The organism is Lewinella sp. IMCC34191 (assembly GCF_003390935.1).
Taxonomy (GTDB): domain Bacteria; phylum Bacteroidota; class Bacteroidia; order Chitinophagales; family Saprospiraceae; genus Neolewinella.
On the sequence record NZ_QNQZ01000003.1, the window covers coordinates 19,725 to 33,137 of the forward strand.

Genomic DNA, 13,413 nt, shown 5'->3' on the forward strand with positions numbered 1-13,413 from the left:
ATTTGGGTATTGGGGAAGGGAAAAGACTTAGGCGTCCGCCGCTTTAATAATGAAGGGTTGGTGCTTCTTCAGCCCGTAATTCTTCTTCAGGAATTTCGAGTTGAGCCCCTTGTCGGAAATGCAGATGGCGGCACCGAGGGCCGAGCCCAGACTGGAGTCCGTCGTGTGCAACTCCAGGTCCCGGAAGCGGTGGGAGATAAGCTCTAAAAAGACTTGGTTATCGCTAAAGCCCCCGTCGATGAAGAGCGTCCGTACGTCCGTCGTTCCGATGGCCGTCTGGATGCTACGCGTCTGCAGCTCCACCAATTCCACCAGCAGATGGTGGTAGGCGTACTCGTAGGAATCCGTCGGGATACGGGTTTGGGCGGGGTTCCCGGGATAGTCGAGCTCCACGAGATGGAACCAGGGCTCAAAGTCCGCCATGATGCCGGTGTAGGCATCGCAGTCGAAGGAAACATCGCGGTGGCGGCTCTCCTCCACCCCGAAGTGGCGGGCGAGTGCTTCCACCTGTAGCTTATATTCCTGACCGAGGAAAAGGCGTGCGGCCTTGACCGGTTTGCCGTCAATGCGCATGTAGTTGATGCAATCGCGGCGCATGTCTTCCTCGGTCAGTTGCCCCGATCCGAAGGGGTTGAGGGAAACGCTCCACGTGCCGGTCGATAGTAAGAGAAACGGATTCCGTTCGCTCCGGATATAGGGCAGCAGAGCGGCCGAACTGTCGTGAATGCCGACCCCGATCTTGATCCGCCGCCCGTTGTAGTTCATATTGATGCTGGTCTCCGTCGAGACGATCGGCGGCATGATCCGCTGCAGTTGCTCGGCGTAGACCCACTCGTGGTAATCTCCCTTCGCATAATCCCACAGCGCCGTATGGCAACCGATGCTGGTGTACTCGCTGATCGGGATGCCGGTGAAAACGTAGCTCAAAAACTGGGGCAGGTGCAGGCTGTACTTGATCCGGGAAAACACTTCCGGTTTGCGGTGCTTCAGCCAGTACAGCTGCATACCCGAATTCAGCATTCCGGAGGTGGAACTGCCTGTCCGGGCCGTAAATTCCGCTTCCGGGCCGTACTGCTCGTAGAATTGAGCGATCAGCTCGGGGTCGTACGGTTTGGTATAATTGTACAGGGGGCCGACGACCTCCCCGTCCGGGTCCAGGTGTACGAAGCTGGCTCCGTAGGAAGAGAAGTTGATCGCGTGGACGTCAAACTCCCGGGTTTCCAAAATCCGGTCGAATACGTCGCGCAGCCACGACTGCAGCGCGGGGAGGTCTTCGGTGGGGTAGCCATCTTCGTCTTCGGTCTCCTCGAAGCGGACGTACTCCCGGTATACCTCCCGGTAATCGTCGTCGAACAGGAAGAACTTCTTATTCGTACGGCCTATGTCGAAGACCGCTGTTACGCTTGGCTTATCCATCCTACAATCCGGTAGCTACGGTATGCTTACCGCGTTCCCGAATGAGTTCCTCGCGAACGCCGAGGCTACGGTAGGCCCGTAACGGATCCAGTGCTCCTCCCCTGCTCAGCCGTGCGCGTTGTACCAGCGGCCGCACGTCGGTCCGGTAAGCATCCTGCAGGATCTCCTGCGCGAGCACCACGTCGTGGTCACGCTGGGCCGCCGCGAGTTTATCCTGGTCGATCAGCAACGCCTTGGCATAGGCTTCCTGGATGGCTTCCAGCGACTGGATCAGATCCTCCAAGGGATCCTTGATGTTGTGGCTCGCATCGATCATCCAGGCCAGGTCGGGATTCTGCGGGTTATTCCGCATACCGTAGACCAGTTCGTTGAAGATCAAAAACAGGGCGTAGGGCTTGATGCTGCCCACCGTGAGGTCGTCATCGCCGTACTTGCTGTCGTTAAAGTGGAAGCCGCCCAGCTTGCCCTTCAGCATCAGGGTAGATACGATCTGCTCGATGTTACTGTTGGGCAGGTGGTGGCCCAGGTCGACCAGGGTAAAGGCCCGGTCACCGCAGGCATTGGCGAGCATGAAACTGGTCCCCCAGTCCTGGATCACGGTGCTGTAGAAATTCGGCTCGTAAGGCTTGTATTCGATGAAGAGCTTCCAGTCCTTCGGCATACCGGCGTAGATCTGCTTGAGGCTGTCCTCGGTCTGCAGCAGGCTTCGCTGAAAATTGCGTTGCCCCGGGAAGTTGGTGCCGTCGGCCAGCCATACGGTCAGGCTTTTCGAGCCCAGCTTAGCCCCGATGTCGATGACTTCCAGGTTGTGCTCGATGGCCTGCCGGCGGGACTTTTCCGCCGTGGCACTGAGTGAGCCGTGCTTGTAGCTGAACTCCGCATCTGGCTGGTCCTGAAAGGTATTCGAATTGATGGCGTCGAAGGTCAGACCATGTAGTTCCGCCCGCTCCCGCACGGCTGCATAATCGGTGGGCGTATCCCAGGGGATGTGCAGGGATATCGCACCGGCCGTCTGCGTGAGGGCGTGCAGGATACCGACGTCATCTATTTTCTGTTCCAGGTTGCCGGGCTCGCCGTGAAAGGAAAAGCGACCGAAGCGCGTCCCCCCGGCCCCGAGCGCCCAGCTGGGCACGGCTACCTGGAAAGCCGCCAGGTCGTCCACGATCCGATCCGTACCGATACCCTGCTCCGCCAGGCGGTCGGAAAGGTGGGTGAAGTTATGGTGGTGGCGATCCAGTTGACGCTGGTCGAGGGCCCGGATTTGATCTTTATTTAGTTGCATGGTCTTGTGTTGTGGTAGATACCAGGGGTGAAGGAGATAAGGGGTAAGGGGGATAAGGGATAAGGGGTAAAGGGAGGTGCACCTCCTTAGCCCCTTTACACCCTATCCCCTTTACCCCTTCCCTATACTAGCGCACGAAGGCGTTCGCCATTCCTCCATCCACGTTGAGGATGTTGCCGGTCGACTTGTCCAGCATGGTGAAGGCGAAGACGCCGTCGGCGATGTCTTCCGGACGGATGATGCGGTTGAGGAGGTTCCGCTTGGCGTAGTGGGCGGGTAATTCCTCGACCGTGATGCCGTAGGCCTTGGCGCGGCCTTCCGCCCAGTCGCCCTCCCAGATCTTACTGCCGATGATGACGCCGTCGGGGTTGACGGTATTCACACGGATGGCGTATTCGGCCAGCTCCGCGGCCAGGAGGCGGGCCATATGCTGTTGGGCGGCTTTGGCCGTGCCGTAGGCTACGTTGTTGGGGCCGGATACCAATCCGTTCTTGCTCGCGATGGGAATGATATCGCCACCGAGCCCCTGTGATTTCATGATGTTAGCTCCTGCCTTGGCGAGTTCAAACTGCCCCTTGACCAGTACGTTCTGGAGGATGTCCCAGTCCTTTGCAGTGGTCTCGTGGAGCGGCTTGGAGATGGCCAGTCCGGCGCTGTGTACGACGATGTCTACTCCGCCGAATTCCAGACAGGCTTTGTCGAAGGCATCGGTGATCGAAGCCGAGTCGGTCACGTCACAGACGGCGTAGGTCGCCTCGTCCTTGCCGTAGGTGGCCACGGCCTCCTGCAGCCGATCTTCCGCGATGTCGGTCAGTACGACTACGGCACCCTCCGCGGAGAGCTTGTCGGCGATGGCTTTGCCGATTCCGCCACCGGCACCGGTGACGACGGCGATCCTGCGGGAAAGCGGCTTCTCCTTGGGTTGGCGTTGCAACTTCGCTTCCTCGAGGAGCCAATATTCGATGTCGAAGGCTTCCTGGCGGGGTAAGGACGTATAGGACGTAATGGCCTCCGCCCCCCGCATTACGTTGATCGCGTTGACGTAGAACTCGCTCGCAACCCGGGCCGTCTGCTTGTTCTTGGCGAAGGTGAACATACCGACGCCGGGGTAGATGATGACCACCGGATTGGGGTCGCGCATGGCAGGGCTGTTCGACCGCTTGTGCTGTTCGTAATAGGCTTTGTACTGATCCCGGTATTCGGCGAAGGCCGGCTTCAATTTGTCGAGCAAGGCAACGGGGTCGGATACGTCCTGCTGGGTCTGCAGGTCCAGGACGAGCGGTTGGATTTTGGTCCGCAGGAAGTGGTCCGGACAGCTGGTTCCCATGGGGGCCAGCCGCTGTAAGTCATAGCTGTTGATGTAATGGAGCACGGTGTCGCTGTCGGTGAAGTGGCCGACCATCCGGTTCTCGGAGGAAGCCAGTCCGCGCAGTAGCGGCATCAGTTTGGCGGCCTTGGCCTTGCGCTCGTCGGGCTTGAGGGACTTCACTTTTTCGCCTCCGAAGACCTTACCCTGCTCCTTGACCTTTTTCTCGATGTATTCGGACGCCATCTCGATGACTTCCAGGCTGTTCATATAGCACTCGTAGGAGGTATCGCCCCAGGTGAACAGGCCATGGCTACCGAGCACGATGCCGCGAATTCCAGGGTTCTCGGCGAGCGCCTTTTCCAGCTGGAGACCCAGGTCGAAACCGGGCCGCTGCCAGGGCACCCAGGCCATGGTATCCCCCCAGATATCCCTGGTCACCTGTTCGCTGTTCTCGGCCGCGGCCACGGCGATGACGGCGTCCGGATGGAGGTGATCGATGTGCTTGAAGGGCAGCAGGCCGTGCAGGGGGGTGTCGATGGACGGGGCCCGGCTATCGAGATCGTAGATGGCGTGATTGAACAGGCCGACCATCCGGTCCTCGTCCTGGAGCCCGCCGTACACCTTCTTAAGGTCCCGCAGGCGACCGGTATACAGGCCAGCGATACCGGCGCGGTTCAGGGTGCCGATGTCTCCCCCGGACCCCTTGATCCACATGACCTCCACTTCCTCGTTGGTCAGGGGGTCCTTTTCAAGGGTTTTGCAACTGGTGTTTCCGCCACCGTAGTTCGTGATCCGCAGATCGGAGCCCAGGATATTGGAACGGTACAGGAATAGCGCTACCTGGTCGTCGCCGAGCTTTTCGGCCTTTTCCTCGTCCCAGAGGTAATCGACGTATTTGAATTTGGTGGTTGCGGTGCTCATGGTCTTGTTGCAGGTTTCTATGTTATGGGCTCCAAATTAGCCGGATAGGTTATTTACCCTATCCTGTACTGTCCGGGGTGGCATCCAATTATAAATATTCTGCGGAACTTGCCTGCCGCATTCGCTTGCCATACTTCGGAGACCTACTTACCTTGCCCGTCCCCGACGGACTCTTTACCTGCGCTCCGCCGCCCTTCTTAAACCCCTTATGGCAGTCACCTACATCACCATCGCGGAAGAGTCCCGGATCCCGAAGTACCAGCAGATCGTCGACGGGATCATCGACGGTATCGCCCGCGGGGAACTCGAGATAGAAGACAAGATCCCGTCGATAAACGCCCTTAGCGAAGCCTTCGACCTGTCGCGCGACACCGTCGAGAAGGCGTACAACATCCTGAAGGACCGCAACATCATCACCTCCGTAAAGGGAAAGGGCTTTTACGTCACCCGTACCAAACTGGTTTCCAAGGTCAACGTACTGTTCCTGATCAATAAGCTGAGTTCGTACAAGATGCGGATCTACAACAGCTTCGTGAACCGGGTAGCCGGGGTGGCGCATACGGATCTCCATGTCTACCACTGCGACGATTCGATCTTTCTCAATCTGCTCTCCCGCGATCTCAACAGCTACGATTACTTCGTCATCATGCCGCACTTCAAGACGGCGGATCTCCGTCACGCGAGCTTCACCGACGACGTACGACAGGCGATCGACAGGATCCCTAAGAACAAGCTGATCATCATGGATAATCAGTTGGAATTAGCCGGCGACTACGCCGAAGTATACCAGGACTTCCAAAACGATATTTACGAAGCCCTGAAGGAAGGGATCGATAAGATCCAGCGGTACCGAAAACTCATCCTGGTCTACCCTACCCGCTCGGTCTATCCATACCCCAAGCGGATCCTGCACGGATTTCGGCAATTCTGCGTGGAGTACAAACTCCCATTCGAGATCATTGACGAAATCTACGAGGACACGATCCTGCACCGGGGTGACCTCTTCATCGTCATCGTGGAATCGGACCTGGTCAACCTGGTGAAGCAAATCCGGGACAAGGAATTTGAATTGGGGGTAGACGTCGGGGTGATCAGCTATAATGAAACGCCGCTGAAAGACTTATTGGGCATAACCGTGGTCTCCACCGATTTTGATGCGATGGGCACCACGGCCGCCGACCTCATCCTCGACCGCAGGTTCGAAAAGGTCAAGAACCCTTTTCGCTACATCGAACGAGAATCGCTGTAGCGGCCGTAGGCGCAATTACTTACCTAAGCTGAACTTGACCGGGAGCTTGAATTCCGTCCGAACCGCCTCGCCCTCTTGCATACCGGGGTTCCACCGTGCGCCGGATGCATTCATCCCCTTGACGATACGCAGTACCTCGGCGCCCATACCGTATCCCGGGTCGCGGTAGATCGATGCCTGACTGATAGTGCCGTCTTTCTCAACCACGAAGCTTACTACGGCCATTCCCTCGGCCTCGGCCTCCCGGGCTTCCGCGGGGTATTTCACGTTATGATAAACGTAGGTGAGCATCGCGTTATCCGCGCAGGCCTTGTAGTCGTCGCCCTCGGGGCAGTCCGCCTTGAAAGTAGGCATTTGCTCGACTTCCTCGTAAACGCCCTGCTCGTTCGGCTGGGGCGATTCGCCTTCGCTCTGGGCGTGCACGGCGATGGGGAGACTGAGGAGAAATAGGTAGATGAAATGTCGCATAGTCCGTGTTTTGATAGAACGATGCCATTCGTATACATTTTGGCGTGCGGCTTGGTAGAAAAAGCTACCGATCACCGGCTTCGCTACCGTGCCCGGTATCGGGATATATTTACTTTACGCCAAATCCCGACCATGATGACTCGCAAGGCCTTCAAAATGACCGTTTACGCCGATCGCATCGACGAATACAAGAAGCGGCACGATCCGATCTGGCCCGAACTGGCGGAAACCCTGAAGCGCCACGGCGTCAGTAATTACGCCATCTTCCTGGACGCCACCACGAATACGCTGTTCGGTTACGCGGAGATCGCATCGGAGGAGCAGTGGACCGCGATTGCCGAAACGGAGATCTGCCAGCGGTGGTGGACCTCGATGAAGGAACTGATGGAGACCAACCCCGATGACAGTCCGGTGAGCGTAGACTTAGAGCAAGTGTTCCATTTAGACTAGCGGCCGGCACCTACCCTCCGGGGGTACGATTCAGCCACCGACCATCCTCCCCGAGGCAGAGTTCGTCGCGGTCGGAACGCCAGTCGAGGTACCGCGCGATCACCTCGGTCTCGGCGGAAAGGAGCTTGAGGAGGTTGCGCAGTCGCCGTTCTTCGATATCGAGGAGAAGTTGCGGGTCGACGCCCGCGCGTGCAGATGCCGCGCCGGCGAGGCGGGCCAAGTCCTGGTCCTCCGATTCGAAGGCCCGTCGGAGCTGCTGATAGAAATCGATGGCCGTGAGCAGTTCGCGGCGGGAGGCGGCCCGGCGGGCGCTTTGCATTTGATCCTCGAGGGTTCCGTTGGCCTCGATCCACTCCCGTTCGAGTTCGAGGCTTCGCACCTTCAGCTGGCGGTCGCCGGAGTTCTCCAGGCGAAAAGCCAGGCCTACGTGAAAACGCTGATCGAGCTCATCGTTCGGATTGCCGCGGTAGCGGAACTGCACGAAATCCAGAATACCCCGCTCCTCGGCCTGCTCCAGTGCGATTTCCCGGTCGATAAGCGCCAATTCGTAATCGCGTTCCGCTTGGGCATACACGGGTGTCCGGGGGGAGACGAGCAAGGAAGTAATTTGCTCCGCCGTGGGCATTTCCGCAAAGGTTAGGCTGTCGCCGACGAGCCCGTATACTTGTCGGAGCCCTTCGTCTTCGGCGGTACCCTCCTGGCGGCGCAGGGTTAGGTCCGTCCGCGCCGTGCGCAGGTCGAACAGTTCGTCGTAGTCCAGCCGGAGCCGACCGATGTCCAGGTCGTAAAGGCGGCCGCGGTCGTCGAGCACGCGTTGCAGGGAGTCCAGAATCTTTCGATGGCGATCCTCGTGATAGAGTCGCAACCACGCATGGTACAGATCCTCGACAAGCTCGCAGCGGGCCTCGCTTTGCTCCAGATCCGGGGCCTCCCGCAGGGTACGGAAGAGGTCACGCTGGGCGCGGGCCAGCCCGGGGGCGGCAAACTGCAGGCGTGCGGTGTACTCCTGCCGAGCCGGATCAAAACGGTCTGTCTCCGTACGCAAATCGTAGGCCGTGATCAGGGGCGTTCGCAGGGGGCGCGTGTCCATCCGGCCCGGCACGTCATCCGGTGGCAGCGTTTGTGCAAAAAAGACTTGTACGTCGACCGTCTGCGCGGACAGCATGCCGGTACAGACAAGAAAAACCGGTAGAAAAAGGCAGAGCATCCTCATCGCTTCGCTGCCTTCCCGAGGTAGCGCAGTCCTACTTTCTCCTTTTGTAGAAAACGGTTGTCTACCGGTATGGCGACGGTCACCTCCCGCCCGTAACTCTTTACCTCCGGGAAGCGGCGGAGTCGTTCCGGAATTTCCACGATGCGGCTGCCCAGACCGATTACCTTGCCTTCGTAATAGAGCGATTCATCCTGCAGGCTTATCGCGCGGAAGCGATCGCCGTTGTTGACCGTCACGGCCTGATCCTCGTGCACATAGCCCTTGACCAATTCGCTATGTGGCTCGTAAAAGGTGACCAGGGTGGCGAAGGCTGATTTGAATTCCCCCTCCCGGCAGTTCAGCCCGCCAATGTAGCCCCGTGCGGGAGCGGTCAGTACGATCTCCTGTTCCAGATTGGCCCGCTCGTATTCCGCCTCGGCCTCGATACGCCGGATGCGCTCGCGGTAGGGCGCTTGGCCGTAACGCAGTTCGCTGCGGATTGCCCCGACCCGCTGGACGTAACCGGCTGTAATTCGCTCGCGCTCGTTGTGCAGGCTGTTCCTCCGGTCGATAAGCGGCTGGTAATCGCCTTCCGCCAGGGTTATGCTGGTCAGCTGGCCGGCGGCGGTACGCCGATAGTCGATCTCGGATTCCACCTCCGCCAATTGCTCGTCGATCTTGGCCAGTTCGGCGGTTTCCTCCGTTTTCATTCGGTGGAGTGCCTGCTCGCGCTGATCCCGCCAGGCCGCCTCTTCGGCCTGTAGTTCATCGATCCGGTAGGGTTGGTCGGCAAGGCCGGCCTCGGGATTACGGCGTACCAACCGCAGCAAAGCCTGACCGCTGTCGACCGGCTCTCCCGCCCGGACAAGGATCTCCGTAACCTCCACGGGGTAGTTGTAATTGACCTCCGTTTCGATACTTTCCGCGAAGCCGTACATGGATAATCCTCCGCCGGGGGGATCACTGAGGAGCAAGTACAGTCCGGCGCCGGCAATCAATACCATTAGGTAAAATAAATTGAACTTCGAACGACTCATAGACGGCCGGTTTCGTGGCGCAGGCGCAACCGCACCTCCCTCACGCCGTGCAGTCCGCGTAATCTATCGGCCAATTCTTCACCCCGGTGGTCATCGCGTAGCCGCAGCGCGTAGTTCAGCTGCCGCTGCGGGGGCTCGCTGTCGAGGTGACGTGCCTGCTCCAGCCGGTGAAAGGCGCAGTACTGGCCGAGCTGCTCCTCAATGACGGATGCGTTATCCGCTGGTTGCAAGCTGCGTACACGCAGATCTCCCACTAGATTGCCCTGCCGACTGAGGGGCGAAAACCGAAGGATGATGGCGGCCAGGCAAAAAATGAGCGTTCCGGTTAGCGCCACGGTGAAGCCGAGTACTCCAGCGGCAATCCCCACTCCGAGGGAGGCGAAAATGAAGGTGATGTTGCGGGGGTCCTCCATCGCCGTGCGAAATCGAATGATGCTCAGCGCACCTAGTATGCCCAGGCCCCGCGCTACGCTGTCGCCGATCGCCTGCATGATCAGCGCCGCCACCATACCGATCAGTACGATGCTCTGGATGAAGTGCGCGCGCCGGTACAGCCCCACCGTGGTGATCTGGTAGGTTATGGCGATCAGGGACGACAGAAAAAACGAGAATAAGGTCGCTACCAGTATTCCGTAGAAACTGGGCGTGTCGGGGTCGTAGGTAAGCAGGTCGAAATCGAACATCGGTCGGTAAAGATAGACACTCCTGCGGCGAGGCGGTACGCCACATCCGGACGGCTACCCCAATAGACGTAAATCGCACATCAAAAGGTTGGCCCCTCCCTCCCCCGAACGATTCTTTCGCGCCCGGCGATACCACGACAGCCCTCCGGACCGGACGGTATAGGTCTCCAAAACGGCGTTATTCGGAATGGTCCAAAAGACAATTCCAATACTCCCGGGACAATCGTCCAATCGCGCGGGGACAATCGTATGATAATTATCCTCACCGCCTTTAAACGCCCGATTATGGGTAGCATTAGATCATTATTTCCCTAAATGGGCGACGAAAAAATTTACGGTCGCCCTGCCGGCACCGTTCATAGTCTACTCAATTCCGATCATGCAAGTACGCGTTAACCCGAACAGGCTCCGTTGCGGCGGTACCTTCCTCATTTTGTTCTTTCTGAATCCCCTCATCGCATTCGCCACTCCTTTCTTTGCGGAGGTCTCGGGAACCGTTACCGGCCCGGATAACGAGCCCCTGATCGGGGTTACGGTACGGCTGGCGGGCACCACCACCGGCACCGTAACCGACCTCGAGGGGCAATATGCCATCAACAGTCCCGTACCCGCTAGCGATACCCTGCTATTCTCGTATACCGGCTTTGCAACGCAGGCCATTGCGGTCAATGGCCGAACCGTTATCGATGTTATTATGCAGACCGATGCCCAGACGCTCGATCAGGTCGTGGTGGTGGGTTACGGAACGGTTAAGAAAAGCGACCTCACCGGGGCGGTTTCCTCCATCAAATCCGAGGAGATCACCGCCTATCCGACCGCCGGTGCCGAGCAAGCCCTGCAGGGCCGAGCCGCCGGCGTGCAGATCTCGGCGAATAACGGTGCCCCCGGTGCCGGTTACCGGGTGCGCATCCGGGGCGGTACGTCCATCAATGCCAGCAGCGACCCCATCTTTGTAGTAGACGGATTCGTGGGCGCCAGCCTGCCGCCCCCGGAAGATATCGCGAGCATCGAAGTGCTAAAGGATGCCTCGGCGACGGCCATATACGGCTCGCGCGGCGCCAATGGCGTAGTGATGGTGACCACCAAGCGTGGCACGGCCGGCCGGACCCGCATCGAACTGAACGCCAGCCACAGCCTGCAGAACGAGGTCGACCGGCTGGACCTACTCAATGCCGACCAGTTCGCGGCCTACCAACTGGAAGTGAACCCCAGCTTCGAGCAACAGAACGGCAACACCGATTGGCAGGACCTGATTTTCCAACAGGGTTCCGTACAGAACTACCAGCTCGGCATCCGGGGCGGTTCCGAAGACGTCCGCTACTACCTCTCCGGTACCTACTTCCAGCAGGAAGGGATCATCGTCAATTCGGACTACGAGCGGTTCTCCGTGACCAGCAACATCGACATTTCCGCATCGGATCGGCTGGATATCGGTCTCAACCTGCTGGCCAAGCGGGAAAACTCGAACAGCGTGGCGACCCAGGAAACCGGAAGTGTGGTCGGCGTCGCCTACCGTTTCGAGCCCGACGTGGGCGTGCGGGACGAGACCGGACGCTACACCCAGGCGCGCATCAGCGATCGCTACATCAATGCGGTGGCCCTGGCTAACGAACCCATAGATCAAAACAATGTCGACCAGTTTAGGGGAAGCGTTTACGGAAACTACCAGATACTGCCCGGTCTAAGCCTGCGATCAACCTTCAATGCCTCCACCAATAACGGACGAAGCGGGTTTTTCTCCCCCCGCACCCTCAACCCGGATGCGGGCATCAACGGAACCGGCAATGTGCGCAACGGACGCAATATGTCCTTACTCACCGAGACATATATGACCTACACCCGTGACTTTACCGCTTCCAGCCTGACCGTGCTGGCGGGCTACTCCTTTCAGCGGGAAACGAGTGAATTCTTTGCGGCCGGTAACCGGAACTTCGTGACCGATGCGGGCTACTTCTTTAATCTGGGCGGCGGGTCGGAACCCTCGATTCCCAACTCCGGACGCTCGGAATCGGATATCTCCTCCTACATCGGGCGTATCAACTACTCCCTGAACGATAAGTACCTCTTCACCCTGACCGGCCGCTACGATGGCACCTCCGTATTCAGTGACGGCAACAAATGGGCGGTCTTCCCTTCGGGAGCCGTCGCCTGGAATATGGCGCGGGAAGACTTCATGTCGGACAGTGACCTCTTCAGCACCTTCAAGTGGCGGGCCAGCTACGGACTTACCGGTAACCGGGCCATCGGGCCCTACAGTACGCTGGCACGCTTCAGTGATGTCTTCGTCGTGCAGAACGGTCAGATCGTCAACGCCGTATCCCCTACCTCGGTAGCCAATAACGACCTCACCTGGGAGACCACCAGCCAGCTGGATATCGGCGTTGATGTCGGCCTCTTCCAGGGGCGGCTGAACCTCACCGCGGACTACTATAGCATGGAAACCTACGACCTGCTGTTCGCCCTGCCACTGCCGGAATACAGTGGATACAGCACGCTACTGTCCAACATCGGCCGGGTGGGTAACAAGGGGTTCGAGCTATCCATCGATACCCGAAACCTGGTCGGTGATTTTCAGTGGAATACCAACCTGAACTTCTCCCGGAACCGGAACGAGATCCTGGAGCTTCCCGACGAAAACGACATCTTCTACGGTTCCGGCCCCGGCCACATCGTCGGATTGGGCAGTACCCAGATCCTTCGCGTCGGCGACCCGGTGGGTGTTTTCTTCGGATTCGACTACATCGGGGTGTACCAGAATGAGGGAGAAATTCTTCCCGGCGGCAGCTTCGACCAACAGTTGGGCGGGGAACGCTTCCGGGATGTGAGCGGAGACGGCACCCTGGATTCGGACGATCGCGTGGTGATCGGCAATCCCCAGCCAGACTTCATTTTCGGCATCACCAACGAATTCTACTACCGCAATTTCGACCTGAACGTCTTCGTGCAGGGAAGCCAGGGCAACGACATCTACAGCTATACGCTGCTGGAACTGGACCTCCTGGCGGGGCTGAATAATGCCACGACCGATGCCCTGAACCGTTGGACGCCCACCAACACCAATACCAACGTACCGGCGGCGCAGTCCGGCCGCAGTCGCCGCTCCTCCAGCCGCTTCGTCTACGACGGCAGCTACGTCCGGCTGAAAAACATCGCCCTCGGCTATACCCTACCGGCCGCCGCGCTGGACCGCCTCGGATTTTCCCGGCTGCGGGTATACGTCAGCGCGCAAAACATCCTCACCCTGACCAATTATCCCGGTTACGACCCGGAGGTGAACTACCGCAGCGGCGGCGGTTCCTCGGGCAATCAAAACGTCGGGCTGGACTACGCCAGTTACCCGAACGTCAAGGGGGTCACCATCGGTCTGAATCTCGGCTTCTAGACAGGCCGCCTAAAAAAAACAACC

10 protein-coding genes are annotated in these 13,413 nt (G+C 58.8%); 3 read left to right on the forward strand and 7 right to left on the reverse strand.

Translation table 11 applies throughout. The features are described 5' to 3' along the window. Window positions 1-27: 27 nt before the first annotated feature. The 3 genes from DRW39_RS07360 to DRW39_RS07370 form a co-directional block, all read right to left on the reverse strand. Complete coding sequence (locus tag DRW39_RS07360) at window positions 28-1,416, reverse strand: FGGY-family carbohydrate kinase (RefSeq protein WP_116106387.1); 1,389 nt, start codon at window positions 1,414-1,416, stop codon at window positions 28-30. 1 nt (window position 1,417) lies between these two features. Beyond that, the gene (locus tag DRW39_RS07365) at window positions 1,418-2,698 is read right to left on the reverse strand and encodes a sugar isomerase (protein ID WP_116106388.1); all 1,281 of its coding nucleotides are present in this window, start codon (window positions 2,696-2,698) and stop codon (window positions 1,418-1,420) included. Window positions 2,699-2,825: 127 nt separating this feature from the next. Further along, window positions 2,826-4,928, reverse strand: a complete 2,103-nt coding sequence (locus DRW39_RS07370) for a bifunctional aldolase/short-chain dehydrogenase (RefSeq protein WP_116106389.1) — start codon at window positions 4,926-4,928, stop codon at window positions 2,826-2,828. A 208-nt stretch (window positions 4,929-5,136) separates the two neighbouring features. Between DRW39_RS07370 and DRW39_RS07375 the strand changes: the two genes are divergently transcribed. Continuing rightward, window positions 5,137-6,177 carry a GntR family transcriptional regulator gene (locus DRW39_RS07375; RefSeq protein ID WP_116106390.1) on the forward strand — a complete coding sequence of 347 codons (1,041 nt, stop codon included), beginning with the start codon at window positions 5,137-5,139 and terminating at the stop codon, window positions 6,175-6,177. Between the two features lie 15 nt (window positions 6,178-6,192). On the opposite strand, the gene DRW39_RS07380 is transcribed toward DRW39_RS07375, so the two are convergent. Continuing rightward, complete coding sequence (locus tag DRW39_RS07380) at window positions 6,193-6,645, reverse strand: energy transducer TonB (protein WP_116106391.1); 453 nt, start codon at window positions 6,643-6,645, stop codon at window positions 6,193-6,195. Between the two features lie 135 nt (window positions 6,646-6,780). On the opposite strand from DRW39_RS07380, the gene rhaM reads away from it, so the two are divergent. Beyond that, window positions 6,781-7,095: an L-rhamnose mutarotase gene (gene rhaM / locus DRW39_RS07385; protein ID WP_116106725.1), complete on the forward strand. Its 315-nt coding sequence runs from the start codon at window positions 6,781-6,783 to the stop codon at window positions 7,093-7,095. A gap of 10 nt (window positions 7,096-7,105) precedes the next feature. Here rhaM and DRW39_RS07390 read toward each other — a convergent pair whose 3' ends face one another. The 3 genes from DRW39_RS07390 to DRW39_RS07400 are packed head-to-tail and all read right to left on the reverse strand — an operon-like array spanning window position 7,106 to window position 10,007. Next, window positions 7,106-8,308: a hypothetical protein gene (locus tag DRW39_RS07390; protein ID WP_157975985.1), complete on the reverse strand. Its 1,203-nt coding sequence runs from the start codon at window positions 8,306-8,308 to the stop codon at window positions 7,106-7,108. Beyond that, complete coding sequence (locus DRW39_RS07395; RefSeq protein ID WP_157975986.1) at window positions 8,305-9,324, reverse strand: hypothetical protein; 1,020 nt, start codon at window positions 9,322-9,324, stop codon at window positions 8,305-8,307. Before DRW39_RS07395 ends, DRW39_RS07390 begins: the two co-directional genes overlap by 4 nt. Next, on the reverse strand, window positions 9,321-10,007 hold the full coding sequence (locus DRW39_RS07400; RefSeq protein ID WP_116106394.1) for a DUF4956 domain-containing protein: 687 nt from the start codon (window positions 10,005-10,007) through the stop codon (window positions 9,321-9,323). The genes DRW39_RS07395 and DRW39_RS07400 overlap by 4 nt, the downstream gene beginning before the upstream one ends. 379 nt (window positions 10,008-10,386) lie before the next feature. Here DRW39_RS07400 and DRW39_RS07405 point away from each other — a divergent pair, with 379 nt between their 5' ends. Continuing rightward, the gene (locus DRW39_RS07405; RefSeq protein ID WP_116106395.1) at window positions 10,387-13,389 is read left to right on the forward strand and encodes a SusC/RagA family TonB-linked outer membrane protein; all 3,003 of its coding nucleotides are present in this window, start codon (window positions 10,387-10,389) and stop codon (window positions 13,387-13,389) included. Window positions 13,390-13,413: the final 24 nt, after the last annotated feature.